Below are 26,438 nucleotides of genomic sequence, written 5' to 3'. Positions count from 1 at the left end.
TTATGAGTTCCTACCAATCATTGATTCGTTACCCATATACGGGTAAAACGGTCTTTGAATTTCTCACCACTAAGTTTCCTTATCATAGTCCTGAAGAGTGGAAATTTTTAATCACCGAGAATCGTGTTAAGGTTCAGGGGGTAGTGGCCACCGCGGAATTGATTCTTTCAGAAGGGGATACGGTTCTGTATGAGCCGATTCCCGGCCGAATCGAAGAACCAGATGTGGATACAAATTATACCATCCTAAAAGAAACCGAAGAATTCCTTTTTGTAGACAAACCTGGAAACTTACCTATGCACCCGGCGGGAAGGTACCGCACTAGAACACTTTTAAATCTATTGGAGTTGGAATACCCAAAAGTTATTCCCGTGCACCGTTTGGACCGAGAGACTTCTGGAGTTGTGATCTTTGCCAAAACGGAAGAGGGTCGAACTTGGCTCCAAAAGAAGTTTGAATCAAGAGAAGTGAAGAAAGAATATTTAGCAGTGGTCCGAGGTAAATTTGAAAGGGAAGTTTTACTCGAAGGATATATTGGTAAGGATTTGGATTCCGCCATTCGAAAAAAAATGAAATTTTCACCCGATGAGTTTTCTGATTCCAAATCGGTTTCCACAAATTTAATCCCTCTAGATTACAATGTATCAGAAAATCTTAGTTTGGTATTGGTTCGTCCGATTACAGGAAGGATTCATCAAATTCGGGTAAGTTTACTATATTTGGGTTATCCCATTCTTGGTGATAAATTATATGGCCCAAGGGAAACAATGTTTTTAGACTTTGTTCAGTCGGGGCTAAGTGAGTCACTCCTCGAAGAACTTGGGTGCGAACGTCAACTCTTACATGCACATAGCATCAGTTATGTTGACGAAAGGGTGATGGAACATGTTTTAGTACAATCGAATCCTCTTAAAGAGATTCTTTCTTTCTTCCCCAATCACAAAGACTATGTCCCATAGGTTTTAATAAAAATCCAATTTAGAATTCGCCTTTCCTCCGATCTTTCTATAAAGAGAGAGGAGGCTTTTGCAAAGGATGGCAGGAGCAGGCAGACTATTAAAGGATTCCGATAAGATTGTATTTGGTGAGTTTTGGACTGCAAAACAACGCCAAGGACATCCAATTCATCATACTGTAAGTTATAGAGCGTCATTTAAACCGGAACTTCCTTCTTTTTTTATGAAGGAATTTCTAAAAAAGAAAAATAGAGTCGTTTATGATCCGTTTGGTGGTCGTGGCACTACAGCAATTCAGGCAAATATTGAAGGTCATGTGGCAGTTCATAACGATATCCACCCTCTCTCTATATTTCTTGCGAGTGCTAGACAATATGTTCCGAAACTCGAAGATTTAGAAAAAAAGTTAAATTCATTGGATTTGGATAAGGAAGTAGAAGAGGATCCCTTCGATGTAAATTTACTTCCTTTTTTCCATCCAAGAACTCTCCGAGAAATCAAAAACTTAAAAAAGTTGATGGTTGAAGATCAATCGGTAGAGATGAAATTCATCTCTCTCATTGCTCTTTCTAGGTTACATGGACATAGCACCGGATTTTTTTCCGTTTATACTTTTCCACAAGTTTCGATTCCTTCCGAAGCCCAAGCCAAGAACAATATCAAACGTGGACAAACTCCCGAGTATCGACCGATCAAACCTAGGATTTTTCAAAAGATGAAACGTGATTTGGCATTGCCTATTCCTCCGTTTTATCATGAGTTTTCTAAAAACAATTTGTATTCTTTAAATTCTGCCAATTCAGTTCCCAATGTAGAATCGGAATCGGTAGATTTGATTGTGACTTCGCCGCCTTTCCTTGATAAGGTGGACTATGAAGGTGACAATTGGTTACGCCATTGGTTTTTAGACATTAAAAAATCTAAAGATAGAAAACTGAGTATCTTTAGTAATCTCAGTGATTGGAATACATTCATCCGCTCTACTTTAAAGGAATCAGCAAGGGTTCTCAAAAAAGGTTCTTATATGGTAATGGAAGTTGGTGAAGTCAAAAAAGGAAATTCCATTCTCTATTTGGATGAGGATGTGGTGAGGATGGCGGAAGGAACAGGTCTTGTTTGGAATAAAACCTATGTTCATACCCAAAGTTTTACCAAACTTTCGAATTGTTGGCAGGTTTCAAATAACGAAAAAGGCACAAATTCTAATCGTTGTGTGGTTTTACGAAAAGTTTTATAAGTCTAATCTTTGTATGAAACGATTTCGAAATTTTGCCTTACTCTCTCTTTTGGTTTCTTTGGGGTTTGCCAGTTGTAATGATTCCGTTAGTGGACTGAAGGCAGATCCTTTGGATTCCCATCCCATTGAAATTTCTGTCAAACAGAAGGCGGTGGGGAAGTATGAGTTGGAACTATTTTTGCCAAAAGATTTTGGCTTCCAAATGGAAGCACCTCATCGTATTTTTTTGTCAGGTGCTGATGGACTAAAAGTAGTGAATGCTGATTTAAAATTGAAAGGGCCAATCCATCCGAAAAAACCAGAATACTTTGAGTATTTAAAACCCTTAACCTTCCAAGTGGAAGGTAAGGGGAAGTTACAATTGGATGCTAAATTGTTTTATTGTAACTTTGTGAAAAACATTTGTATCCCGGCAAAGGTAAACAAATCGTTTTCTATCTAACTAAGACTTAAGAAATTTATTCTAAGTCTTTTGTCACAAGGCGTTTCAAATTGGATTTTTGAATTTGGTATAAGAAAAAATACCGTCCTCCAATTGAAACGTTTTTATCGACAATCTTTCCTTCTTTAGAAATCTCTCTTAGTTCCTTCCTTCCCTTGTCTGAAAGATTAGGGATGGTATAAGTTTTTAATAAGTTCAGTGACTTTTGTTCCGCAATGGTTTTTGCTTCCTCAATTCGTGTTTGTTCTGAATCCAATACACTTGATACAGCAACTTGGAATAACGATTCAGAAATGAATCCTTCCTTTGCTTTTGTAAATTCGAGAATCACTTCATTCTCTGTATCTTTTGTTTGTGGAACTTCTTTGGTTTCTTTGGATTTGCAACTCCAAACAAGTGTTAGAATAGCAATTGAAAGGATCATCCGTGATAGTGTTTTGTTCATTTACAATTTCCTAAGTTCAGAAATGGGAGTTTTCTCCACACGTTCCATTAATTTAGGTTGGATGTTCCGGAATAAGAAAGCACATTTTGTCCGATCCGTGTAATCTTCTTTGTATAATTGTAAACCGTCGAAGAACCAGGCAAAGTTGTGTAAGTTCTCGATAGGGTTCTCTTTTGGTGCTTGGGGATTCCCCCTAACTTCGCCTAGGTTCTGCGAATTGCTTTGTGTCTGGGAGGAATTTGTAGTGGTTTGGCCTTGGGATCCTGTGGTGGTTTGTGCAGTTGCCCCGGATTGAGTGGGAGTAGCCTGTGTTACGGCTCCCGGTACAGTCGGAATTTGTGGAGCATTGGCGATCAGTCTGGCGTCTCTATCTTTTCCTTCCAAGGACTGGGAATATTCGCTGAAACCTTCACCAAACTTGTGCTTTTGTCTTTGGATTTTCAAAAGATAAGGTAAACTCAATCGTTCTCTTTCGACAAAGGCTTTTCGTTTGCAATCTTCACGCCGTCCTAACCCAGAGAGTTCTTTGTAGGTAACGGGTATTTCCACTTTGATTTGGAAGAATTCACGAGAAATAAATCCTTCATCTGTTTCATTCAGGAGAGCCCTCTCCACATAATTGGGATCTGCAATGGTAAAGAGGCGACATGAACAAAAGAGGCTTAAAATTAGAAGTTTACGAACCATTTCCAACTTCAAGACTAGTAGATGATGTCGAAATTACGAATCTTTTTCCTTTGTTTTTTGCTACAATTTTTACCTCTTTTCTCCCAGGACCAATTCTTTGGGACTTCCGAATCCCAGTTTCGTGAAAAGATAAAAACCATTCGTTTGGAAAATGGACTCACTGTTGTGATGATGAAACGCGGAACTTCACCAACAGTTGCCTTGTACATTAAATTTCTTGTGGGTGCAGTGGATGAAACTCCCGAGGAAGCAGGAACGGCTCATCTTTTGGAACATATGTTATTCAAAGGAACAAAAACTGTCGGAACCATTAATTACGAAAAAGAAGAAAAATACCAAAAACAAATCGAAGTTTGGGGAACCGAACTAGATGATCTCAAACTCAAAATTCGTGATTTGACAACTCGTGGTGAAACCATTCCGACTTCTTTACAAAATGAAAAAGAAACCTTAGAACGCCGCTTAAAAAATCTCATCCAATTACAAGATGAGTTTATCGTAAAAAACGAAGATTCTTATATCTATGAACAAAACGGTGAAGTGGGGTTCAATGCTTATACTTCCCAAGATGTGACCAACTACCAAATCCAACTTCCCAATAACAGAATTGAAGTTTGGGCAAAAATTGAATCCGATCGTTTGAAACATCCAATATTACGTGAATATTATACGGAACGAGATGTTGTGATCGAAGAACGTCGTATGCGAACGGATGATAGTGGTGCTGGTGTCCTTCGTGAGAAGTTTTTTTCCATCGCTTTTGAAAGCCATCCTTACAGAAAACCGGTAATTGGTTATTCCACAGGCCTTCCTTTTTTAAAGATAGAAGATACAAAAGCATTCTTTCAAAAACATTATACTCCAGACCGAATGGTGATCTCCATTGTGGGCCAGTTTGATTTTGAAGAAACAGAGTCCGTCATTCGAAAGTATTTTTCAGAATTAAAACCAGGAAAACAAAGACCAACTTATAAAGTGGAAGAAAAATCTTTTCCTGGTGAAAAAAGATTCAAAGTCTATCATCCTTCGGGAAGCCAAATGATGATGGGTTTTTTAAAACCGCCATACCCACATAAGGATAATTCTTCTTTTGATGTTTTGTCTACTGTTCTCACTTCGGGAACGGGATCTAGATTGTACAAACGCCTTGTATTGGAAGAAAAACTAGCTCTCAGTGTAGGGGCGGCTAACGGTTACCCTGGAGAAAGATACCAAAATTATTTTGTATTCTTTGTGAAACCGAGAGAGGATGCCAAACCAGAGGTGATTGAAAAAATCATCTGGGAAGAACTGACCAAAATCAAAGATTCCGGTGTTCCCAAAGAGGAACTGGATAAAGTAAAAAATCAAATGGTTTCCGACTTTATCAAAACCTTAGATGAAAATGCAACTATTGCCGATCTTTTGAGTTACTATCAACTGTTATACGGAGATTGGGCAGGACTTTTCCGCCAGTATTCCTCTATTATGAAAACCTCATCCAGTGATATCCAATCCCTTTTTCCGACTTATTTATCTAAGGATAAAGTAGTCATCGGTGTATTGGAAGACGTAAGGAAAAAATCAGAATGAAACGTATTTTTTTAATTTTAATTTTAATTGTATTTAGTTTTTTTAATCTTTCTGCCCGTGAAATGGGAGAGTTTGTTCGTGATTTACAATTCAAACCTTTAGTGTTTGAAGTTCCTGAAATCACTTCTATCAAACTCCCTTCAGGTGTAGAAGTTTTTTCTTTAAAAAATTCCGAGTTTCCCATTGTTTATGCAGATATCTATGTATATCACGGCAGAAAACATTTAGGCAAACGTAAAGTAGAAGTGGCAAAACTATTGGAAGATAGTTGGGAATTGTCAGGATCTAAAACCTATCCAAAAGAAAAATTTTTAGAAACATTAGAGTTTTATGGAGCTTCTTTTTCTGTTTCGATAGATTACGAAAAAACAGTATTTAGTTTTGTTTATTTAAAATCGACAGAGAAGGACGTACTTCCAGTCATTCAGTCTTTTTTTGATGCACCCAACTTAGATGAATCTTTGGTAACAACAACCAAAGGAAAGTTAAGCGAAGAGATCAAACGTAGAAATGACAATCCAACCGCTCTTGGATCAAGAAAAGCAAAAGAGGCATTGTTTCGAGGAACCATTGCGGGAACTTCGATGCAAATTGTTTCTTTGGAATCATTGACATTGAACGATCTTACTGAGTTCCAGTCGGAAATTTTAAAAGAACCAAAACGTAGGTTCCTTGTCACTGGTGATTATGACCTAAAGTCCTTTGAAAGTTTTTTTTCTAACTTGGGTTCAGGTTCCGAGATTCAAAACGGAGAAGTCATCACACCATTTATCCTTTCTGAAAATGTGAAAAAAGAAGGAAAAAACATTCGTCTTGTAGTAAAAGACGTCAACCAAACCTTTATTTCGATGATCGGAGTCCTTCCCGAACACAACCACCCTGACTTTTATGCCATCCAAGTTTTGAATTATATCATTGGAGCTGGTGGATTTAACTCCTATTATATGAGAGAAATTCGAAACAATCGGGGACTTGCTTATTCTGCCGGAAGTAATACTGATTTTCAAGAAAACTATGGAACCATTCAGTTTTTTGCCATGACCAAAACCGAATCAGCAAAAGAAGTTTTGTCACTCATGCGAGAACTCATCCAACCCAAACTCATTGATTCACTCACAGAAGAAGAATTGGTTCGTGCAAAGAACGCAATTATCAATCAGTTTGTGTTTCAATTTGAAGATGATAAAAGAACTCTCGGCAGTGAAGTGCGTAGGCGTGACCACAAAATGCCAGATGGATACTTACAAAATTTCAGAAAGGAAATAGACCGTTTGACTCTGTCTGATTTGAAACGAGTGGGAAAACTTTATTTCCAATCAGACAAATTGGTTGTGACTATCGTTGGTCCCAAGGTTTTAGAATCTTCCTTCCAAGGATCTGTGAAGGTAATAAATCCGGAAGACTGATGTTAACTGCTAGTTTCGAATACAAAGGAATTAAATTTGAAGGTTTGTCCGAAGGTGGAATTCGGACATCCATCATTTGTCCTTCTCTTGACTTTATGTTTGATTTTGGATATATCAATCCAGACAAAATTCATATCGGAAAGATATTATTATCTCATGCACATTTGGATCATTCTTGTGGAATCCCTTATTATGTTTCACAAAGGAGTCTTCGGAAACTTTCTGTTCCTAAAATTTATCTTCCTAAATCCTTGGAACCGAAGATGTCTCAGATCTTAAAATTATATTCTGAAATCGAAGGTTTTGATTATGAATGTGATTTGATTGGGTTGGGATTTGGGGAACGAGTGGAATTGAAACCTGGGTATTTTTTTAAACCTTGGGAAAGTTTTCACCGCGTTCCTTCACAAGGGTATACAGTTTACGAAACCAAACGTAAGTTAAAGAAAGAATGGACAAGTCTCAGTTCGGAAGAAATTCGAAACAAAAAAGATTTGGGTGAGGATCCCACGGAAGAAATATCAGTTCCTTTGGTTTCTTTTTCTGGTGATACAAAAATTGAATATGTTTTGAAAAATGAAGATGTTCGCAAAAGTAAAATTCTATTTATGGAATGCACTTACTATTGTGACAAAAGAGATGTGAGCAGGGCTCGTGAATGGGGCCATACTCATTTTGATGAAATCATTGAACATGCTTCCGCTTTTGAAAATGAAGCCATAGTTCTCATCCACCCTTCCAAACGTTATAGTTACCGTGAACTAAACGATTTTCTTCGTAAAAAAGTTCCACCCATCTTAAAAGACAGAGTTTCTCTTTTTTTGCCTCCCAAATCATGAAACCAAGACCAAGTATCTATATTCCAGAACTCGAATCTTATATTGATTCTAGTTTGGTTTACAAACCAAACCCAGTGTTTGCAGAAATGGAAACCTATGCCAAAGAAAAAAACATTCCCATCGTGACTGCTGCCACAGGTGCCGTGATGTCTCATTTGGTATCCTTACTCTCACCCAAACAAATTTTAGAATTGGGAACGGGACTTGGTTATTCCACTCTTTGGATGGCTGTTGGATCCCCTGATTCTCGGTTTGTAACCGTAGATCGGCATGAAGAACAAGCAAGTCTTCTGGAGGAATATGCCCAAAAAATGGGTATCTCTGAACAAATTCATGTTAAACGGGTGACTGCTTCTGTGATGGATTATTTAGAGAAGGAAAAGAGTGAGTGGGTAGGATCAGATCTTTTTTTTGTAGATTGTGATAAAATCACCTACCCAGAAATTTTTAATATCCTTTGGAAAGAAGCCAAACCAGGATCTTATTTTTTATTTGATAATATGTTGTGGCATGGTCGAGTTCTCGCACCCGATCCTAAAAAACCATCTGATCTAGCGGTGATGACTCTTTGGAATGAGGTAAAATCCCAAGTTTCTCGCTATACCTTGTATCCGGTTGGTGATGGATTACTCTTTTTCCAAAAGGATAAAAAATAGTAGTCAAACCTTCTCTCATCCGTGTATTCTGCTCCTTGGTTTAAGGAGAGCAAGTTTCGTGTTAAAAAATAGTTTCATCATCCTTTCTTTTTGTTTCTTTTGTTTGTCGATTTCTGCGCAGGAGTCAGGAGCTCCCGAAAAAGGGAAGGAATCCTTTGAGGAACTTGATAAACTCGACCAAGGAAATAATTTAGAACGCAAACAGTATAAAAATATTTCTGAAAATAACAAAGACCGAGTCATCAATGCTATTAAACTTCTAACAATCGTTACTGCTAACTTTGGGGAAGAAGTTCCTGATTCGAAGACAGCCTTAGAAAAAATCAAAAAAGACTACCAAGTTGTTTTACGTTATTACTATCGCCGTGCCTACATTGCTTCTGGAAAGGCAATGGTCGCTTTGGAAAAAGATATCACTACGCTTCTTGGAAAATTTTCAAAAAACTACGATTCTAAAACCCAGAACCTACTTGCAGAATGTGCTGACCTCATCACCGGCCAAGAACAATCCCAACTTGTGGAGACTTCGCAGGAAGGATCAAAAGTTATCATTCCCTATCGTGAAATTGCAGAGGGACAACAAAAACTCCGTATCGCTTACGGGCAATTGGGTCTTGCTACTGATATGACTCGTGACGACAGATTCTACGACGCCATCGTACATTACCGAATTGCAAAAGATTATGGGATCAAAATCCTTTCTGACTTTAAAGAAGCAGAAGCTGATAAAAAAGCTATTTCTGATAAATATAATAAAGACTTAAGCGATAACAGAAACCAAATCTTTAACCAATCTCAAAGCGCTAAATAGTTTCGATAAACTTTTTCTTTTCTCCGTTCGCAGGTGAGCGGAGAATGACCATCGTGGTCTTTTTATCTTCATTACACTTACGTAAATTCCTCTTCCTTATCTGTTTTGTATTCACATCCTTTTCCTTAGGAGCTGTGCCTGTTTTTCGGATCGTGGTAGACCCAGGTCACGGAGGAGTTGCCAAAGATCCAAAGGCACAACATGGAGACAAATACGATAGTGTCACCCAAACTTATTTAGAAACATACAAACAAGGAACCGAACACGGGGGCGTCACAGAAAGAAAGGTGGTTCTTGACTTAGCAAAAGAAGTCCATCGCATTTTAAAACTGACAGAAACAGAGGCAGGTTGGAAAGAATTTGAAGGATATCTCAAATTATTTTCTAAAAAATCAGATTTTACAAGAGTAGTATTAGAAAGTAAACTCACTCGTGACTCTTCCTTTGATGATGATCCGGCTTCTGATGATCCTAATGCTGCTTACCGGTTGTATGACTTTCCTGATCAAAAAACGGGCGTCAGGCGAAAGGGTAGGCTTTCCAAAATCAATGAACAAAAACCACAACTTGTTTTGTCTCTGCATTTGAATCCAGCAAGCAAAGGCCAAACCGGAGGGATGGGGGCTGTCCTCACACCAGGGTATAAAACCTTTGCTAAGTTAAAAAAAATCTCAGACAAAAAAAGTTCACCGAATGGTTTTACGAATGGGCCTTGGTCGGAATGGCTGATCTTTCAATCTGGTTGGTCTAAAATGGAAAATGCCATTGCCGATACTTGGATTTATTTCCACGGGTATTGGTCTAAAAAAAATGGAAAGGATACGGATCTTTCTAAATTTGAAGGATATCGCCAAAACATGATTAGTTGGCGCTATGCCGATGATGCCAATTGGGAAAAACAAATTGGAAAACAAGGACCTTATGCTACTAGTCATGAATCCTTTTCTGAAACGGGTAAGTTTTGGGAAAGGGAAAAGGGAAAAAAAGAAGAATGGAGAAGGGAAGGGGGAAAAGAGGGATTTGGTGGTGATAACCACTATGTAACCAAGGAACTCATGCGGTTTGTTCAGTACGGTCTTCCCGTCCAATTAAAAGGAAAAGACTCTCCCTATCCAGAACTTGGCCCCATCCAAAAACCATATATTTCCACTTATAGTTTGCCAACTTATACCAATGCCCTTTGTGCTTTTATTGAAATTGGGTATGTGAACCGGAGTCGTGATGTCAAATACCTAACCCAAAACAAAAAGGAAACAGCCATTTCTTTGGCAGTTGGCATTTACTCTTTATTTGTTGGATTGGATGTTAAAAAAATACCTTCACTTCCCTACAATCCGAAAGGGAAAAAAGTAAACCTAGAAAGGTATGAAACTTATTTTGATGATGTTTTGTAATTGGTAACCATCTATGAAACCGAAAAAAGAATCTTCAAAAGTTTTAAACCATCCTCTTTTCCAAGAGTTGATCCTTATGTACCAATCTTCTCTTAAAAAAAGATACTCAAAAGAAAATCTGAAATTATATCCAGAGTTTGATTCCATTCCGCGATCTAAAATAGACCAACTCCTCAAATTTTTTCTAGAATACCTTTATCCAGAATATTCCAAAAGAAAAGAATTGGATGCCGCCTTTGATGCGTTATCTGGTTTTGTAAATCATCCCACAAAAATCTGGGGCATTCTTGGAAACTTGGCTTTGTCTATTTTTCGATTTGGAAAACATTTTCCAATGGCACTCAAAGCAGGGCTTGCTGCCCTTCAATCTTATGTAACGGCCCACCAGTTTGAAGAAGAACTTGTGATGGAACTGGATCGACAAGAAAACCAAATGGGGCTACTCGATTCAGAATTTGCTATGGAAACACTGATTGCCAAAGTGGAAAAGAAGAAAGCGGATGCTTTTCGGAAAGACATTGGTGGTTTGTTCAAAGTGTTTTCGGATGCAGAACTGATCCGAAAGATCATTTTGATTATGGAAGATATACTTGTTAAGATGGAATCAAAGAATACAGTTTATACAGAAGAAGATAGGAAAGGAATTTCTCTTGGTGTTTCGATTTTAAAAGAGGGGAGAGAGATCTTTGATGAGATGAAGGCCGAAGAGATAACCCTCGTCTTACAAGCCATAGACAGAATCGAAGAAGATTTTTATCTTAAGGCTTGCGAGAGGGATTCGAACTAAATTACTGTTGGTACCGATGGCCGGAATCGAACCGGCATGATGTTACCATCGGTGGATTTTGAATCCACTGCGTCTACCAATTCCACCACATCGGCATAATCAGTCTTCAGCTTCGATATATTTACCTTTTCCGCGGGCCACTATTTTGCCGATCTCATTTTCTATTTCAGCACGGTTTTCTATGATTTTTTTATTCTTTTTCACAAACCATCCGCGTAAGTGAAGTGGTTCATTTACTTTTGCTGGTTGTAAAAAACGAATGGTAAGTTCACCCGTAGTGGTTTCAAAATTCATCGCTTCGTTGATCTTAACCATGATTTCATCTAAGATGGTAGAGATAATTCCTGGGTGGATTTGATCCGGTAAACCCTGGTATTTTTCGGGGCAGGTGTAATCACCAAAGGCAGTTTTTGTGTCTTCGTCGAAGGTGATTTTTAACTGCAACCCGTCTGCATTGTCCGGTGAGGAGGCAAAGCTGAGATTTTTTTTCGCAACGGATTTCATGCCACCATGGAACGCAAGAATTTCTCTTGTGTCAAGCATAAAAAGAACTTGCGGTCAGTTTGGCTTAAAAAGCCACGTAAAATGCTGGAAAATTGAATATTCTTTGATTTTGCTTTAAGTTCATGCATACAAAACCTCGAAAATAAAGAATAGAACCCTTATATGTTAACCACCCTCATGATGTTACTCGGTCTCTCAGGCACTGGTGCCGATCTCGATGATATCGCTCGGAGCGAGGGGGGAGGTAGGTCCGGAGAGGACTTGAGTCCGCGCCAAAAACGCCGAAAACAGCAGAGAGAATCATCGCAAGAAGAGGAACCAAGGCAGCCAAGTTCACGATCTTCGAATCCAGAAAGGTCAACTCGTGGTGGACGTGGTCAGGAATTAAATTTCCAAACAGATCCTAAGGAACCTAAGTCCAAACCAAAACCATTATCTGAAAGATTATCTGATTTTGAATCAGAAGAAGATTTTACCGACGAACCAGGAGTTGGTGGAGGTGAAAGGAATGCTCCAAAACCTGGACGAAACAGGCGTGATAAACCAAAATCTCCTAAAAGTCTCAGCGATCTTCCGTTAGGTGATTTTGGTGAAGAAGGACCTGAAACAGCAGAAACGGGAGAGAGACCAAGAAGGGAATCTCCTGACATTAGTTTTTCTGCTGATGATATCATTTCTAAAAATTCGAAATATAGTTTTCATAGAAGGCCACTTCTCAATGCAGAAGCACTTGTTGAAGCAGAACAAGTGGAAGAAGCCATTGAAATCTTTGAACGAACAGGACACCGAATTCCTGATCCCGAAATCAAAGAAAAAATAAAGAAAAACATTCAGGATTTAGAAGAGTTTTTGGAAGACAATCCTCCTGCTCAAAAAGGGGGAGAACCTGGTAAGGGAGATCCAGCTAAACCGGATTCAGAGTCCAAAGAGAAAAAAAAGAAAAAGGAAACAAAACCAGGTGTTCCGAAACCAGATAAAGATTTAAGTGATCTGGTTGGTGCTTTAAAAGAAGTATCCGAATTATTTGCGGAGTCCATTGCTCGTGCCATTCAGTTTGCACAAAGTAACCCTCCGCCTAATTTCCCACAGTCGCCACCATCCTTTCCACAAACCACTTCGGAATTGCCACCACCACTCCCACCAAGTGCTACAGATAAACCTAAACAAGGTGAGAATCGAGGACAAGAGAATTCTATTTCGAATCCTCAAGTGAACCAAACAGTCGCAGGTGGAAACCAATTGGTTCATCCGATTGTGTATCAGTTTTTACAATCATCTCCTGGAACTCCTAGTTTTGATCCAAAAGCAATTCAAAACCAAGACCAACTTTTACAATCGCTAAACCAAGGTTTAACGACGGGGGGACTTGCAGGTGCTGCCCCTGGATTTCCAATGGCGCCGCCGGGTTCTGGAATTGTGGGGCCATTTTATGTTCCTCCTGAAATGCCAGGAATTCCTGGTGCTCCCAAACAACCTCTCGACTTAGAGTCACTTGCGGATCAAATTTCTAAAAAAGATGTCTCTGAACTTGATCTTCCGGAAGACACATTCTTCTCCAATGATTGGAAACAATTCAAAGACCTTCCTCTTGTCGATAGACGTAGTGGTGACGAACGGAGAAAAAATGCCGATCGCAGAACCAATATTGCAGGAAGAAAAGACAGAAGGTCAGGGGATGATAGAAGGGTCCGCGACCGGTTCAAAGAAAGGGAAGATTTCTTAAAAAACCAAGCCTTAAAAAAAATAGAAAAAAAAGCAAAGGAACTGGAAGCAAGAGGTGATGAATCCTCGCTCAATGATTTGCTCAAACCTTATTTTCCAGAGAACCAAGGTTTAAAACTTCCAGAAGCTTGGGATCTTGAACCCATTGGTCTACCTGATGCAGATGATCTACGAAGGGATGATAAAGAACCAGCTCTTCATCCTTCCGAAAAACCACGTTCGGAAGGAGAACCTGATTGGTTTGAATTCACAACTGATTCTCTTCGTAAAGAATTAGAACTTCCTGATCCGATTGATCCTAAAACCGAAAAGTTAATTTCCCCGAAGTCAGACTTACCTGAAGCAAAGGATCCGAATAAATCAGAAACCATCATAGAAACGGATTTACCGATCCAGGTGGAGCTCACCAATCGGCCGTTAACTAGTGAAGATTTAAGGATTGGTCTTCCTGACGCTGATGAAGTTTTTCGGGAACGAAAACTAAGGGAAGAGGCAGGTTTACCGGGAGATGGGCCTTCACTTGAGGATGCAGAGGCGCCGGAAATTGAAATCGTAGATGGGAACTTGGGGGAGATTGCGGATGAAGAATCTCCCATCCCTCTGGATGAAATGGCTGAAAAAGCCACGGAGGACGAACCAGAAAAAATCATCCATGGGGTTTTGGAACTAAAACCTCCCGAAGCTGATGATGCACCATTTTTAACTCTTACTTACGATTTTGGAAAGATCCCCCATGCATTTCGTTTGTCGAAGAATTATTCTATTATGGAATACTCATATTATAAATACAAACCCATGCTGATGAAAGCACAAGAGTTTGCTCGTCGAAAGATGTTAAAAAATGCTTTGAACTACTACCGAGTCATCAAATCACAAAATATTCCTCCAGAGTTACGTAAGATGATCAACAGAAACATCCGAGACATTACAGAGTTTATGGAAAAATTCTTAATGGCAAAAGGAAACTAACTCTTGACAACTTTTCCGACTTCATTCAGTCTAATATCCATAAACGAGGTATGATCCGATGAGATTGCGGCTTAAATCAAATAGGTAAGCAAAATAAAATACTAAATCCACACTTCTCCTAATCTCTTTAGGACGAGACATGCTTACCTATTCCCTATTTGGAAAAACAGGAGCTTGTCGTATGTCCCATCATATCACCATTCAAAATCTAAATTTTAATTACGAATCACAATCAGAGTTTTTATTCCAAGACTTAAACCTAGCGTTTGGCCCGGGTTGGACTGGCATTGTCGGTAAAAATGGAACGGGAAAATCCACTTTAGCAAAACTCATTGCAGGGGAAATGGAACCCCATAGTGGAACCATTCAGGGAAATGATTTTGTACGTTATGTTTCGCAAAGTAATGAACTTCCAAAAGAATCGTTAGAGGATTTTTTATATGATGATTCTAAAGAATCGAGTCGTTATAAAAATCTTTTGAAAGTTTCTTTGGATTCACCCGAGGACTATGAGTTTTTAAGTTTTGGAGAAAAACGAAGGGTCATTCTTGCTATGGCCCTTTCCGAATCTCCTAGTGTTTTGATTCTGGATGAACCTACCAATCATTTAGATTTGGATAGTATCCTCATCATTTGCGCTGCCCTTTCTCAGTTTCAAGGGATAGGAATTTTAATCAGTCACGATAGGTCATTGTTAGATGATCTTGTCACCCATTGTGTATTCCTCGAAAAAAACTTTTATTCCGAAAGGCCAGGAAATTATTCAGAAGGCAAAAAGGAAATGGAAAGAGAGGCGCTGGAGCGAATCCATGATTGGGAAATTGCTAGAACTGAGCGTAAAAAATTAGACGCGGAATTAAAGCGGAGAAGAGAAGAAGCAAGTCTTTCGCACAAACATAGATCCAAGAAGGGACTGGACCTCCATGACCATGATGGTCGCCATAAAAAAAACTTAGCAAGAGTCACTGGTAAAGATGGCCAAGCGGGGAGACTAAAACAGCAGTTAGATAAAAGAATGGAACATTCCGAAAGAAAAGAAAAAGAAATTTTGGCTAAACTTCCTGAAAAAGAAAATATAGGAATTGTTTGGAAAACGGAAATTTCTCGAAGGAAACATTTGTTTTTATGGGAGGAAGAGATTTTAGATTTTGGGTTTATGAATTTACGACTAGATTCGAATCTCCAAATCCAACCAAATTCGAAAATTGCGATTACTGGAAAAAATGGATCGGGGAAATCAACTCTTCTTAAATTTCTCGCAAACGAATTAAAAGAAAAACAAATTCGTTCCTTGTATTTGCCCCAAGAGTTTTCGAAAAAAGAAATCATTGATTTGGAATTCGAATTTCAAAACTGTTCTTCGGAAGAAAAGGCGAGGATTCTTTCAGGAGTTCACAAACTGGGGAGTGATCCGAAACGTGTTTTCGAATCGGAAGTTTTCAGCCCGGGGGAAATGAAAAAAATATTTTTATCTCTTCATTTGGATTCACGGGTAGAAATCCTTCTCTTAGACGAACCGACAAACCATTTGGACATAAAATCTTTGGAGGCTCTGGAGAGTTCCCTTCAGTCACTTGGAGTTGCTTTGGTAGTAGTGAGTCATGACCGTCGTTTTCTTACTTCGATTGCAGAGGAAGAATGGTCTTTGGAAAACCTGTCCCTGACCCAAAAACATCTAGACAGAATCTAATAACTGTACTTAGAATAATTCTAAGGAGTGACTTTATGCCACAAGTGACATCACATGCCCCAGATTTTAAAGCGACCGCTGTAATCGGGGACAGTTTCAAAGAAATCAAATTGTCTGATTACAAAGGAAAATGGGTGGTTCTATTTTTCTATCCTCTCGATTTTACATTTGTTTGCCCGACAGAAATTATTGAATACGATGCAAAACTCGAAGATTTTAAAAAGATTGGAGCCGAAGTTTTGGGAGTTTCCGTTGATAGCGAATTTTCGCACTTAGCTTGGAAAAAAACAGCCCGAAAAGAAGGTGGTATTGGTGAGATCAAATACCCACTCATCGCTGACAAAACAAAAGAAATTGCAAAATCTTTTGGAGTTCTCATAGAGTCTGGACCTGACGCAGGTGTTGCTCTTCGCGGAACTTTCATCATCGATCCAGCGGGTATCATTCGCCAAGCAACTGTTAACGACCTTCCTGTAGGACGTAACATTGAAGAAGCGCTTCGCCTCATCAAGGCTTTCCAATTTGTGGAAAAACATGGTGAAGTTTGCCCTGCAAACTGGGACGAAGGAAAGAAAACGATGAAAGCAGATCCTACTGGATCCAAAGCTTACTTCGCTTCTGTTAACTAATTAACAATTCTCTACAAGTAGAGAAGGGGAAAAAAAATGGAATCAACAACCGAATTAGACAAGGTTTCTTTCGAATTTTATAAACCTGATAATTTTCCAAAGGGACTCACTCGTAAGGTTGTTGAATCGATATCCCATATTAAAAACGAACCAAGTTGGCTTGCGGAATTTCGTTTGAAGGCTTTTGAAGTCTATGAACAAAAACCAATGCCGACTTGGGGATTCATTCCGCAATTTCATATCAATATCGATGACTATGTACACTATGTAGGCTCCAACCAAAAGAAAAAAAAATCTTGGGACGAAGTGGACCCAGAAATCCTACGTAGTTTTGAAAAATTAGGAATTCCTGAGCACGAAAGGAAATACCTTGCCGGAATCGAAACCATGAACGATTCCGAAACCATTTATGCCAATGTTAAAAAAGAACTTACCGATTTAGGAATTATCTTTTGTGATATTGATACTGCCATCCGTGAATACCCCGAACTCGTTCGTGAGTATCTAGGAACTGTGGTGACGATCGGTGATAATAAATTTTCTGCATTAAATTCCGCGGTGTTTAGCGGTGGTTCTTTTGCTTATATTCCAAAGGGAGTCAAAACTCCTATGCCTCTCCAAGCTTACTTCAAGGTAACTGCTGCTAGTTCCGGACAATATGAACGAACACTTCTTATTGCAGATGAGGGTGCTCATTTGGAATACAGCGAAGGTTGTACTTCTGTCCAAGACAAAGGAACAAATTTTCATACTGCTGTTGTGGAACTTGTTGCTAAAAAAAGTTCTAAAATCTTTTATACGACCATCCAAAACTGGAAAAAGAATATGTACAATTGGACTGTGAAACGTGGGATCTGCGAAGAAGCAGCTCACATCACATGGACAGATTGTAACATTGGTGCCAATACCATCAAATATCCTGGAATCATCTTAAAAGGAGATCATTCTACGGGAGATGTTCTATCCTTAGCGTTTGCGGGAAGTGGACAGGTTCAGGATACAGGAGCTCGGATCATCCATGTAGGAAAAAATACCAGATCCAATATCCTTGCGAAAGGTGTGGCACTCGATGGGGGAATCAATTCCTACCGTGGTTTAGTAAAGTTTGAACCATCCAGTAAAGGATCTTATAGCCATATCAAATGCGATGGACTGATGATGGACAACCGCTCCCAGTCTCATGCTTATCCTTATAACGATGTATCAGGGGAAGAGGGAACATTAAACTACGAAGCCACAGTTTCTAAAATTGATGACGACCAACTCTTTTACCTGCAATCGCGAGGGATGAGTGAAGATGATGCGAAGTTACTCATTATCAATGGATTTTGTGAAGGTGTCACCAAACATTTGGATGTCGAATATTCAGTAGAGATGACAAAACTCATCAAAATGATTTTGGAAGATGGAAAGGTGATTGCCGAAAAATAAATTTCGGCAAATTGTTCTTTTTATTTTTTAAAGACAAGAATCCCGATTGCCGCACTGGCAATCAAAAGCCCCAAAAACTCTCTCACTTCTTCCACTTCCATACCAAAATACGGAGTTTGTGAAAAGTAATACCCTGCCAGAACTAAGTAAATTGGGATTAAGATCCATCCCACAAACCTGGGAACTTTCCGGAACAAACCGGCAAGAGCAATGGCTGCCACAGCTGCGTAGAGAGGGAACCAAAGGTAGGGATCTGGGTCATTCAATTGCAAATAGGCAAAGTAGAGGAAAATAGGGATACAGAGGATTCGAAAGAGTTTCATTGTTTGCTATCAGTTTTTTGATTGCGGAGAGAAATCCAAGTCAATTATCTTATGTGGGGAACCTTAAGTATTATGAAAATCCAACTCTTTGTATTGTTTTCCTTTTTGTCTTTGTCTGTAGCTTGCGATGATTTAGGTCGTAGCATCCTAAAAAATTACAATAAAAAATATGAAACCGATGGGCAGGTCCTTGGATCTAAACCTCTTTTTATTGGAGTCGATTCAGGTCGTAAACAAGTCGCCATTGCTTTGCAAGAGGTGGTGAAAGTAAAGGAACCAACGGACATCCAGTTTCCACCGGGGGACAGTCCCTTTTTATTTGCCCTTGAAAAAACAGGAGATATGATCCTTTTCCACAGGGAAAAAAAGATAAGTCGTGTTTTGGCAAAATTTAATGTGATTACGGATAGTGAAGAAGGACTTCTTGGTTTGGCTTTCCACCCACAATTTCCCAAACAACCCAAGGTATATACCAATTACGTAAAGTCGATTGCGAATAAAGACGTCACTATCGTTTCCGAGTGGGTCGTGGAAAATCCAACTAACTATGAAACAATGAAACTTGTAAACGAACGAGTGTTATTGCAAGTGGAACAACCTTATCCCAACCACAATGGGGGCCAGTTGGCATTTGGACTCGATGGACATTTGTACATTGGACTAGGAGATGGGGGATGGAGAGCCGATCCTAAAAACAACGGACAAAATCCAAATACCTTGCTTGGTTCTATTTTAAGAATCAATCCGAGTCCAGACCTTGGTTTGAAAAAGCCATATTCCATCCCTTCTGACAATCCTTTTGTGGGGAAAGTTGGTTTTGCACCAGAAACTTTTGCTTACGGAATTCGGAATCCTTGGAGGATGAGTTTTTCACCTGACGGACGTTTGCTTGTTGCAGATGTTGGGCAAGATGCCTACGAAGAAGTGGATATCATTGTTTCCGGTAAAAACTATGGATGGAACCAAACAGAAGGTTTTCATTGTTTTACTGACGGATGTAATCCTGCACTTTACGAACCTCCTTTTTATGAATACGGTAGAGAGGAAGGACAATCCATCACTGGTGGTTATGTTTATACTGGTTCGGAGATTCCAGCTCTAAAAGGAATGTATGTTTTTGGAGATTTTATCCAAGGTAAAATTTGGGCGATTCCCGTTCCGAAACCAGGAGAAAATACCAAGGTCACGGAAACGATCGCTCTTGGAAAATGGAACTTACTCATTCCAACTTTTGGACGGGATAATGACGGCGAAATTTTTATCGCGGACTACCAATCGGGAACCATTTATAAAATGGTAAAACCATAATCGATTGGATTCGTTTACCAGTCTTTCACACTTTTTTAGTCTTATGGACGTTTCTTAAATTTCATCTATGAAAAAACTATTTTCTACATTGCCGTTTTACATTCGGTTCCATTTACTCCTTGCGGGTCTTGGAATCGTTTTTCTCACCATCTACCGTGTTGCTTTTTTTACCATGTATTCTTATCGGATCCAAGACAAGTCTCTTTGGATTGTTTTAAAAGCATTTCTAAAAGGAGCAAGGTTTGATATTTCCGTTTTATGCGTGTTACTTGGATTTAGTTTGGTCTATTCTTCGTTACATTTTTTAAACAGGAACCGTGTGTATCGGGCGGTGTGGCGGACTTTACCCGTTGTGTTTATCATTTTATTGTTATTCCTTCTCATTGCAGATTTGATTTATTATGAGAATGGAAACAAACATTTAGGGTATGAGGCTTTTGCTTATCTCGGCTTTGAGATGTTACCACTCGTGGGATCTGCCTTTTCGCAAAATCCATTTTTGTTTTTACTCGGAATTCTTGTGATTGGTGGAATTGGTTTGGGAATTTATAAAATCCAATCCAAGTTTCCTTATTCTCATGTGACCTTACATTATAAATGGGCAGGCCTTCAATTCTTAATTGTACTCGCACTTCTTGTCTTAGGAATTCGTGGGGGAGTCCAAACAAGTCCACTACGAACAAGTGATGCCATCATCACCAAAGAAACCATTATCAATGATTTGGTTTTAAATCCTGGTTTTACAGTCATCACGGATTTAAAGATGACCAAGGTGGATGACCGCCACTATATGAAGCTCGGCGAATCGAGTGCCATCGTTCAAAAAGAAGTGGCTTATCCTGGTGCCAGTTTCGTGAGTGAAGAATACCCACTTCTAAGAAAAACTACTTTCTCCTCTACAAAACCTTTACCTCATATTGTGGTGATTGTTCTGGAAGGTTGGACGGGTAAGTTTATCGATATCATTGGAACTGGAAAGGTAGAAGGGAAGGTTGTGACTCCTTACTTCAACCAACTGATCCGGCAAGGGATGTTCTTTAAGAATTTTTTTGCAAGTGGGGGAAGGACCACCAATGGACTTATGGCTCTTATGGGTGGAATTCCGGATAGACCTGGGTTAACAGCCGTTCGTACCCCGCAAATCCTCAACCGTTTTTCTGGATTAGGAAATATATCCAAAACCATTGGGTATGAAACTTTGTTTGTAACAGGAACAGACCTTAGTTTTAACAATAAGGGAAGTATCATGTACCACTGGGGGTTTGATACTCTTGTCGGTAAATCTGAGTTAGAAAAAAATCCAGAGTATAGAACGGGGCCTTGGAGTTATTTAGATGAGGCGTCACTAGATGCGATGCATCAGAAACTTCTGAATGTAAAACCTGAAAAACCAATTGTATCTGTGATTCATACAGGAACCACACACTACCCTTACAAAGTTCCCGATGAAAAGTTTCGATTGTTCGAATCCACGACGCAAGATAGTGAATACTTAAATGTTCTGCATTATGCAGATTTTGCTCTGAACGAATATATGGAAAAAGCCAAAAAAGCGCCTTATTTTAAGGATACCATTTTCTTTTTTGTTTCTGACCACAGCCACCACAGGTTCCTCAATTACTATGAAGATAGAAATGTCCCTTTGTTGATTTATGCACCCGGAAAAATCAAACCGGAACTCAGGGAAGACATCACATCGCAACTCGATTTGATTCCCACCATCCTTGGGTTTATGGAAAGAGAAGTGTACTTTAGTGTGATGGGGCGTGACTTAAGGAAAGTGAAAGGTTCTTCTGCTTATTTTGCTTATGGAAATATCTTTGGATGGATTGAGGATGACTTTTTGTATTACCAATCAGTGTCTGGTGGGCAAGGAGAAACAAAAACCATTAAGTCCCCGTTTGTAGATTTGGGGCTTTGTTACCAAGATATCAACTTATGTAAAAAACATGGGGATAAAACAAAGGCGTTTTTAAATTTAGGAGACGAACTCCTGAAGTCGAACAAATTGTTCCCTTCGGAGTCCGTTCTAAAAGAGATAAAATCTAATACCAAGTATTAGAAATATTACTCAAATCAAAGAAGGTCTTTCGTTTGATGAGAATCCAAACAAGGGATACAAACGAGAGGCCAATGAGAGGGATCGCAAAAATTTCAATATTAGGAATATTGGAATACACTAGAGTTGCAACAAAAGCCAAAATAAATAGAAAGTTTCTTACCACTTCCGTCCTTCTTGACCATCGTTTCATTTCCATAGTTCGATCAATCGAAAACAAACTGAAGACAATCACAACAGACAAAATTCCAAGAGTTGTCATGTCTTGTTCTAAATTGATTTTTGCCACCTTCCAGATCACAAGACCCACTGCCATAAGGACGGTCGCTTGTAAGGCAACGTAAATCATCACACCCATCGGTGGTCTCGGATCGTATTTTTTTACCTGAGTTGGTTCAGGAGCTTTGTCCGCTGCCGTGATGAGGTAACTTGGTTTCCAACCTGGAGGCCCAAATATGGTTTTAAAAACATCACCTACAGATTTACATTCCAAGATTTGAAATAAGATATCCTTGAATACATGTAAGTTTACAGTGATTGGGTTAAAGGAGTTTACTGGTTTTGTTAAACCATAGATTGGTTCTTCTGTTTCCCATTCAAAGGATCCAAACATACGATCCCAAATGATAAAAATCCCACCGTGGTTACGGTCGATATACTTATCTTGGATTCCGTGGTGGACTCTATGGTTAGATGGTGTCACCATAAAATGTTCTAAAAATCCTAGTTTCCCAATAAAACGAGTGTGGACCACAAATTGGTAAACTTTTAAAATTCGGTGGCTGAGTAAAAACATAGCCCAAGGGATTCCAAGTAACGCCATGGATAGAAAATAAATATATTCGAATATTCTTTGTAATCCGTTTCCTCGGAAGGCAACAGACAAATTCATTTCTTGAGTGGAGTGGTGGGTGACATGAGTGGCCCAGAACAAATTGATTTCATGGCAATGTCTGTGAAACCAGTAGTAGATAAAATCTGCCAAAACAATTGCAAAACTCCAAGCACCGAGAGCATACCAGTTCACAGAAAAACTAGGTGAAAAACGAAACGGACTTTCCAGAGGAAAAAAATGATAACCTAAACTCGAGAGCGAAAAATTTGTCTCTATTTTGTCATAAACATACAGAGCACCGAGGAGGATGACCACTCCAATCAATGCAAAGATCACACCGGTGCTCACATCGGCGATGAGAACGTTCAATCGGTAGTATTGTTTTCCTTTGATGTAGGAAACAAATATCTCGATTCCTATCAGTGCGACCATGACGATAAAGGCATATTCCATAAAGGCGTCGCTATTCATTCGTATATTTCCCTCACTAGATACTAGGCTTTTGAATCATTGTATGTAAGTCAATGTCCATTTGGATGGACAGATTTTGTCCCAGATTCGGTCCTGTTTTTCATTTTAGACTTGTTCCTCGAAAGATTCTAGAGTATGACTTAAGAATCGCCGGAAATCCTTGTCCTACGGGGGGCAACGAAAAGATTGGCTAAAGGTGGAAATTCCAAACAAATGAAAGAGGAAATACCGGTTCTCAAAGGGAAAACCAAAAAAGAACTAGAAGAGTTATGTGTTTCCTTGGGTTTGGAAAAATACCGAGCGGCACAGATATATACAGGTATCTATAAGAGTCGTTACACGAGCCTAGACCAATTCACTACCTTGTCCAAAGAGGTTCGTGAAAAACTAAAACAACATACCCTTTATCCGGAAATTGAAATTGGTAGGGACTTGGCCTCCAAAGAAGACGGAACTCGTAAATTTACTTTTTACGTTGGTGAAAATAAAGAAATCGAAGCGGTTTGGATTCCCTCGGGAGATGGGGGACGAAAGACCATTTGTATCTCTTCCCAAATTGGTTGCACTCTGAATTGTAAATTTTGTGCAACTGGACTTTTAGAATACAAAGGCAACTTACAAACTTGGCAAATCCTCGACCAAATTTTGCAAGTGGAACGTCTTGTTGGGGATCGGGCCACGAATATTGTTTTTATGGGAATGGGCGAACCCATGCACAATTATTTTTCCGTAATGAAAGCTGCTCATATCCTTCGAGACCAAGATGGATTTGGACTCGGGGCGCTCCGGATCACTATCTCTACAGCAGGTGTGACCACTGGAATCAATCGTTTTATTGAAAACAAAGAACCATTTAATTTTGCGATTTCTCTAAACCATCCCAATCCAAATTCTCGTTCTTCGATTATGGACGTAAACGACAAACACCCGTTAGAGAAATTGATTGATTCTGCACAAAGGTTTACTAAGGAACTCGACCGAGCCATTACTTTTGAATATGTTATGATTCCTGATGTGAATATGGGTCGGGACAATGCGGAACGACTCGCAAAAATTGCACGTTCGGTGAATAAATGCAAAATCAATGTGATTCCACTCAATACAGATTTTACTGGATGGCGTAGACCCACTGATGATGAAGTCAAAGATTTTGTAATGCATCTTAAAGCTAAAACAACGGCTCCCATCCTGAACCGCAGAAGTCCTGGTAGGGACATCAATGGTGCTTGTGGAATGTTGGCCTTAAAAGGAATTCGAAGTGAAACACGGTAAATGGATCTTAAGTCTTGCGATAGCTCTCAGTTTTCTGAACTGCCAAGATATTGTGGAAAAAAAATGCCAAGCTGCTTGCGAAGTTTTTATTTCCTGTACTGAAGAAGAATTAAAACTCACACTGGCACCGGATGTCAAACGTACAGGTCGGATCCAATGTATGGACGGATGTACAACTCATAACAGTGATATCCTCCAATGTTATGACCAAGAACCAAATTCTTGCAAAGGATTTGGACAATGCCTCATCCAAATTGGTACTTTAGAATGAAAGAATCACTAACCCCATCCGAAAGAATTTTTTATAGAATTCTGTTACTCGTTGCCTCACTTCCCATTTTATTCACTCTTCCTCTGGATGTGATTGATATCGATAGCTCTCAATATGCAAGTATCAGTCGTGAACTTGTATTATCTGGTGATTTTTTTACTTTGTTTGATAATGGAAGACGTTATTTAGACAAACCAATCCTAACTTTCTGGACGATTGCTAGTTCTTTTTCCCTATTTGGAATTAACAACATTGCCTTTCGCATCCCTGCAATTCTAGTAAGTTTACTTTCTGTTTATTCGATTTATCGGATCACTCTTTTAACGGGTGGAAAAGAAAGACAAGGATATCTTGCTTCTTTTGCTTATCTTTTGGCGCCTGGGGTTTATGCGATGATCGTAGATCCAAAGATAGATGTTTATTTAACTGCTTATTTGGTGTTTACCTATCACTTTTACTATTTAGGCCGTAAAAAAAATCCAAATTACTTTTACTTAATGTATCTGATGATGTCGATGGGTTTTGTTACGAAAGGTCCGATTTCAGTAGTCATCCCTGCCTTATCAATTGGTGGCGATATTTTATTTCGCAGGGATTGGAAGTTACTACTTTCTATGCGAGTGCCTACTGGGATTTTTGTTCTCGCTTCACTTCCTGCTTTTTGGTGTGTTTTATTATATAAAAGTTTTAACTCGTATGGTCCTTCTTTCTTTTTATGGATCCAATCCTTTGGACGTTTTTATAAAGAAATGTATGATGTGAAGTTCGATCCATTTTACTTTTATAAATCTTTTTCATGGGCATTCTTCAGTGGAGTGTTTCCCATGATCATTTACCTTGTTTTCCGGACTTACAACTATATCAAGTCACTTGGATGGAAGGAAGTCCTTAGAAAAATTCGAGCAAATGAATACAAAGATATCGACTTTGTGATTCCATTTTGGGTTTTTCTATTTTTGTTTTTGATTTCATTTTCTCGTTTTCCACTCCCACAATATACATACTGGGTGCTTCCTGGTGCAGCCCTCTATTTTGGAAAACTTGCAGAAGAAAGTTTGTTTCGTTCGAGTGTGGAACGCCTTCGTCCCTCCTTCTTAATTGCTGGTCTTGTTTATTTGGTCGGATATTTTCTCATCCCTGTTTTTGTAGCAGAGGTCGGAATTGTATATTATGTATTTGGAATCATTGGGATTCTATTCATTATGTTATCGGCCCAACTCATTCCTTTGGAAGTGCTTGTTACTCTTGTGGGTGCCACTTTATTTTTCAGTGCGATTAGTTTAGAGTTTTATCCGTTACTGACTAGTTACCAACCTTCTAAAGAATTCGGTGCTAAAATCAAAGAACTAGAACCGAATGAACCTGTGGTTTATACTTTCTGGTTGTCTAATTCCAAACGATCTTATGGCTTTTATGCGGAACGAAACTTTCGCAACGTATATGATAAAGACAAATTAGACAAACTTTGGACCGAAAAACCAGAAAGGCTTCTCATCCTCCCTTCCGAAAAGTTGGCCCAGTTGCAGGAACTAGCAGGTCCAGGATATGAGATTGAGCCGGTTCTGGAGCGGGAATCCTTCAAAGTGGCTACGCCCACCATTGGTTTTCTGAAAAAAGAGACAAGAAACCTCGTCACAAAGAAAATTTCTTTGGTTTGGCTAAAAAAAATTCAGGGGAAATCATTTAAAAATTCGAAAGTATAACTAGGCTAAATTGTGTAAG

The 26,438-nt window shown here is 39.1% G+C and carries 24 protein-coding genes and 1 tRNA gene; 19 read left to right on the top strand and 6 right to left on the bottom strand.

The annotated features are described in order from the left end of the window. The first annotated feature begins 2 nt into the window (after positions 1-2). The 3 genes from EHQ70_RS05110 to mpl17 all read left to right on the top strand — a co-directional run bounded on the left by EHQ70_RS05110 (position 3) and on the right by mpl17 (position 2,635). The gene (locus tag EHQ70_RS05110; protein WP_135584079.1) at positions 3-959 is read left to right on the top strand and encodes an RluA family pseudouridine synthase; all 957 of its coding nucleotides are present in this window, start codon (positions 3-5) and stop codon (positions 957-959) included. Positions 960-1,035: 76 nt separating this feature from the next. After that, on the top strand, positions 1,036-2,193 hold the full coding sequence (locus tag EHQ70_RS05105) for a DNA methyltransferase (RefSeq protein ID WP_135584077.1): 1,158 nt from the start codon (positions 1,036-1,038) through the stop codon (positions 2,191-2,193). Positions 2,194-2,206: 13 nt separating this feature from the next. Then, complete coding sequence (gene mpl17 / locus EHQ70_RS05100) at positions 2,207-2,635, top strand: cell surface protein MPL17 (RefSeq protein WP_135584075.1); 429 nt, start codon at positions 2,207-2,209, stop codon at positions 2,633-2,635. 16 nt (positions 2,636-2,651) lie between these two features. Here the strand turns inward: mpl17 and EHQ70_RS05095 are convergent, their stop codons facing one another. Both EHQ70_RS05095 and EHQ70_RS05090 read right to left on the bottom strand, forming a co-directional pair. Beyond that, positions 2,652-3,080 carry a lipoprotein gene (locus EHQ70_RS05095; RefSeq protein WP_135584073.1) on the bottom strand — a complete coding sequence of 143 codons (429 nt, stop codon included), beginning with the start codon at positions 3,078-3,080 and terminating at the stop codon, positions 2,652-2,654. After that, the gene (locus EHQ70_RS05090; RefSeq protein WP_135584070.1) at positions 3,081-3,767 is read right to left on the bottom strand and encodes a hypothetical protein; all 687 of its coding nucleotides are present in this window, start codon (positions 3,765-3,767) and stop codon (positions 3,081-3,083) included. Between the two features lie 21 nt (positions 3,768-3,788). Between EHQ70_RS05090 and EHQ70_RS05085 the strand changes: the two genes are divergently transcribed. The 7 genes from EHQ70_RS05085 to EHQ70_RS05055 are packed head-to-tail and all read left to right on the top strand — an operon-like array spanning position 3,789 to position 11,232. Beyond that, positions 3,789-5,339: a M16 family metallopeptidase gene (locus tag EHQ70_RS05085; protein WP_135584068.1), complete on the top strand. Its 1,551-nt coding sequence runs from the start codon at positions 3,789-3,791 to the stop codon at positions 5,337-5,339. Beyond that, positions 5,336-6,745: a M16 family metallopeptidase gene (locus EHQ70_RS05080; protein WP_135584066.1), complete on the top strand. Its 1,410-nt coding sequence runs from the start codon at positions 5,336-5,338 to the stop codon at positions 6,743-6,745. The genes EHQ70_RS05085 and EHQ70_RS05080 overlap by 4 nt, the downstream gene beginning before the upstream one ends. Next, positions 6,745-7,584: an MBL fold metallo-hydrolase gene (locus tag EHQ70_RS05075; RefSeq protein ID WP_135584064.1), complete on the top strand. Its 840-nt coding sequence runs from the start codon at positions 6,745-6,747 to the stop codon at positions 7,582-7,584. The genes EHQ70_RS05080 and EHQ70_RS05075 overlap by 1 nt, the downstream gene beginning before the upstream one ends. Beyond that, positions 7,581-8,240: an O-methyltransferase gene (locus EHQ70_RS05070; RefSeq protein WP_135584062.1), complete on the top strand. Its 660-nt coding sequence runs from the start codon at positions 7,581-7,583 to the stop codon at positions 8,238-8,240. Before EHQ70_RS05075 ends, EHQ70_RS05070 begins: the two co-directional genes overlap by 4 nt. Before the next feature lie 58 nt (positions 8,241-8,298). Beyond that, positions 8,299-9,051, top strand: a complete 753-nt coding sequence (locus tag EHQ70_RS05065) for a hypothetical protein (protein ID WP_135584060.1) — start codon at positions 8,299-8,301, stop codon at positions 9,049-9,051. Between the two features lie 53 nt (positions 9,052-9,104). Further along, positions 9,105-10,445, top strand: a complete 1,341-nt coding sequence (locus EHQ70_RS05060; RefSeq protein ID WP_135584369.1) for an N-acetylmuramoyl-L-alanine amidase — start codon at positions 9,105-9,107, stop codon at positions 10,443-10,445. Between the two features lie 13 nt (positions 10,446-10,458). After that, the gene (locus EHQ70_RS05055; protein ID WP_135584058.1) at positions 10,459-11,232 is read left to right on the top strand and encodes a hypothetical protein; all 774 of its coding nucleotides are present in this window, start codon (positions 10,459-10,461) and stop codon (positions 11,230-11,232) included. Between the two features lie 8 nt (positions 11,233-11,240). Here EHQ70_RS05055 and EHQ70_RS05050 read toward each other — a convergent pair. Together EHQ70_RS05050 and EHQ70_RS05045 are read right to left on the bottom strand one after the other, a co-directional pair. Next, positions 11,241-11,327: transfer RNA gene (locus tag EHQ70_RS05050), tRNA-Leu, on the bottom strand. A gap of 4 nt (positions 11,328-11,331) precedes the next feature. Further along, positions 11,332-11,736 (bottom strand): PaaI family thioesterase, encoded by a 405-nt coding sequence (locus EHQ70_RS05045; protein ID WP_002973585.1) that lies wholly within the window; start codon positions 11,734-11,736, stop codon positions 11,332-11,334. A gap of 162 nt (positions 11,737-11,898) precedes the next feature. Here EHQ70_RS05045 and EHQ70_RS05040 point away from each other — a divergent pair, with 162 nt between their 5' ends. From EHQ70_RS05040 to sufB, 4 genes are all read left to right on the top strand, one after another. Beyond that, positions 11,899-14,427 carry a hypothetical protein gene (locus EHQ70_RS05040; RefSeq protein ID WP_135584056.1) on the top strand — a complete coding sequence of 843 codons (2,529 nt, stop codon included), beginning with the start codon at positions 11,899-11,901 and terminating at the stop codon, positions 14,425-14,427. 181 nt (positions 14,428-14,608) lie between these two features. After that, the gene (locus tag EHQ70_RS05035; RefSeq protein WP_135584367.1) at positions 14,609-16,117 is read left to right on the top strand and encodes an ATP-binding cassette domain-containing protein; all 1,509 of its coding nucleotides are present in this window, start codon (positions 14,609-14,611) and stop codon (positions 16,115-16,117) included. Positions 16,118-16,152: 35 nt separating this feature from the next. Further along, the gene (locus tag EHQ70_RS05030; RefSeq protein WP_100790359.1) at positions 16,153-16,746 is read left to right on the top strand and encodes a peroxiredoxin; all 594 of its coding nucleotides are present in this window, start codon (positions 16,153-16,155) and stop codon (positions 16,744-16,746) included. Between the two features lie 36 nt (positions 16,747-16,782). Continuing rightward, positions 16,783-18,177, top strand: a complete 1,395-nt coding sequence (sufB, locus tag EHQ70_RS05025; RefSeq protein WP_135584054.1) for a Fe-S cluster assembly protein SufB — start codon at positions 16,783-16,785, stop codon at positions 18,175-18,177. A 20-nt stretch (positions 18,178-18,197) separates the two neighbouring features. Here sufB and EHQ70_RS05020 read toward each other — a convergent pair whose 3' ends face one another. Then, positions 18,198-18,500, bottom strand: coding sequence for a transmembrane 220 family protein (locus tag EHQ70_RS05020; protein ID WP_135584052.1), 303 nt, complete (start codon positions 18,498-18,500; stop codon positions 18,198-18,200). A gap of 72 nt (positions 18,501-18,572) precedes the next feature. On the opposite strand from EHQ70_RS05020, the gene EHQ70_RS05015 reads away from it, so the two are divergent. Both EHQ70_RS05015 and EHQ70_RS05010 read left to right on the top strand, forming a co-directional pair. Continuing rightward, positions 18,573-19,808, top strand: a complete 1,236-nt coding sequence (locus EHQ70_RS05015; protein ID WP_135584050.1) for a PQQ-dependent sugar dehydrogenase — start codon at positions 18,573-18,575, stop codon at positions 19,806-19,808. Between the two features lie 67 nt (positions 19,809-19,875). Next, positions 19,876-21,870, top strand: coding sequence for an LTA synthase family protein (locus EHQ70_RS05010; protein ID WP_135584048.1), 1,995 nt, complete (start codon positions 19,876-19,878; stop codon positions 21,868-21,870). Here the strand turns inward: EHQ70_RS05010 and EHQ70_RS05005 are convergent. Then, a complete protein-coding gene (locus EHQ70_RS05005) occupies positions 21,854-23,173 on the bottom strand; it encodes a sterol desaturase family protein (protein ID WP_135584046.1) in 1,320 nt (439 codons plus the stop codon). The genes EHQ70_RS05010 and EHQ70_RS05005 overlap by 17 nt on opposite strands. A gap of 213 nt (positions 23,174-23,386) precedes the next feature. Here EHQ70_RS05005 and rlmN point away from each other — a divergent pair, with 213 nt between their 5' ends. From rlmN to EHQ70_RS04990, 3 genes are read left to right on the top strand one after another with little or no spacing between them, the layout of a single operon-like run. Further along, positions 23,387-24,445: a 23S rRNA (adenine(2503)-C(2))-methyltransferase RlmN gene (rlmN, locus tag EHQ70_RS05000; protein WP_135584044.1), complete on the top strand. Its 1,059-nt coding sequence runs from the start codon at positions 23,387-23,389 to the stop codon at positions 24,443-24,445. Next, positions 24,432-24,716: a Cys-rich protein gene (locus EHQ70_RS04995; RefSeq protein WP_135584042.1), complete on the top strand. Its 285-nt coding sequence runs from the start codon at positions 24,432-24,434 to the stop codon at positions 24,714-24,716. Before rlmN ends, EHQ70_RS04995 begins: the two co-directional genes overlap by 14 nt. Then, positions 24,713-26,419, top strand: coding sequence for an ArnT family glycosyltransferase (locus EHQ70_RS04990; RefSeq protein WP_135584040.1), 1,707 nt, complete (start codon positions 24,713-24,715; stop codon positions 26,417-26,419). Before EHQ70_RS04995 ends, EHQ70_RS04990 begins: the two co-directional genes overlap by 4 nt. The last annotated feature ends 19 nt before the right edge of the window (positions 26,420-26,438 follow it).

It is taken from the genome of Leptospira congkakensis (assembly GCF_004770265.1).
GTDB lineage: Bacteria > Spirochaetota > Leptospiria > Leptospirales > Leptospiraceae > Leptospira_A > Leptospira_A congkakensis.
Note: the sequence above shows the minus strand (reverse complement) of the source record. Positions and strands in the feature narration are given on the sequence as shown.

Coding starts and splice junctions, on each gene's coding strand:
- EHQ70_RS05015 (WP_135584050.1), top strand. CDS start 18,573: ATGAAAATCCAACTCTTTGTATTGTTTTCCTTTTTGTCTTTGTCTGTA.
- EHQ70_RS05080 (WP_135584066.1), top strand. CDS start 5,336: ATGAAACGTATTTTTTTAATTTTAATTTTAATTGTATTTAGTTTTTTT.
- EHQ70_RS05020 (WP_135584052.1), bottom strand. CDS start 18,500: ATGAAACTCTTTCGAATCCTCTGTATCCCTATTTTCCTCTACTTTGCC.
- EHQ70_RS05035 (WP_135584367.1), top strand. CDS start 14,609: ATGTCCCATCATATCACCATTCAAAATCTAAATTTTAATTACGAATCA.
- EHQ70_RS05075 (WP_135584064.1), top strand. CDS start 6,745: ATGTTAACTGCTAGTTTCGAATACAAAGGAATTAAATTTGAAGGTTTG.
- mpl17 (WP_135584075.1), top strand. CDS start 2,207: ATGAAACGATTTCGAAATTTTGCCTTACTCTCTCTTTTGGTTTCTTTG.
- EHQ70_RS05110 (WP_135584079.1), top strand. CDS start 3: ATGAGTTCCTACCAATCATTGATTCGTTACCCATATACGGGTAAAACG.
- EHQ70_RS05005 (WP_135584046.1), bottom strand. CDS start 23,173: ATGAATAGCGACGCCTTTATGGAATATGCCTTTATCGTCATGGTCGCA.
- EHQ70_RS05085 (WP_135584068.1), top strand. CDS start 3,789: ATGATGTCGAAATTACGAATCTTTTTCCTTTGTTTTTTGCTACAATTT.
- EHQ70_RS05055 (WP_135584058.1), top strand. CDS start 10,459: ATGAAACCGAAAAAAGAATCTTCAAAAGTTTTAAACCATCCTCTTTTC.
- EHQ70_RS05045 (WP_002973585.1), bottom strand. CDS start 11,736: ATGAAATCCGTTGCGAAAAAAAATCTCAGCTTTGCCTCCTCACCGGAC.
- EHQ70_RS05010 (WP_135584048.1), top strand. CDS start 19,876: ATGAAAAAACTATTTTCTACATTGCCGTTTTACATTCGGTTCCATTTA.
- rlmN (WP_135584044.1), top strand. CDS start 23,387: ATGAAAGAGGAAATACCGGTTCTCAAAGGGAAAACCAAAAAAGAACTA.
- EHQ70_RS05070 (WP_135584062.1), top strand. CDS start 7,581: ATGAAACCAAGACCAAGTATCTATATTCCAGAACTCGAATCTTATATT.
- sufB (WP_135584054.1), top strand. CDS start 16,783: ATGGAATCAACAACCGAATTAGACAAGGTTTCTTTCGAATTTTATAAA.
- EHQ70_RS05090 (WP_135584070.1), bottom strand. CDS start 3,767: ATGGTTCGTAAACTTCTAATTTTAAGCCTCTTTTGTTCATGTCGCCTC.
- EHQ70_RS05030 (WP_100790359.1), top strand. CDS start 16,153: ATGCCACAAGTGACATCACATGCCCCAGATTTTAAAGCGACCGCTGTA.
- EHQ70_RS04990 (WP_135584040.1), top strand. CDS start 24,713: ATGAAAGAATCACTAACCCCATCCGAAAGAATTTTTTATAGAATTCTG.
- EHQ70_RS05095 (WP_135584073.1), bottom strand. CDS start 3,080: ATGAACAAAACACTATCACGGATGATCCTTTCAATTGCTATTCTAACA.
- EHQ70_RS05105 (WP_135584077.1), top strand. CDS start 1,036: ATGGCAGGAGCAGGCAGACTATTAAAGGATTCCGATAAGATTGTATTT.
- EHQ70_RS05040 (WP_135584056.1), top strand. CDS start 11,899: ATGTTAACCACCCTCATGATGTTACTCGGTCTCTCAGGCACTGGTGCC.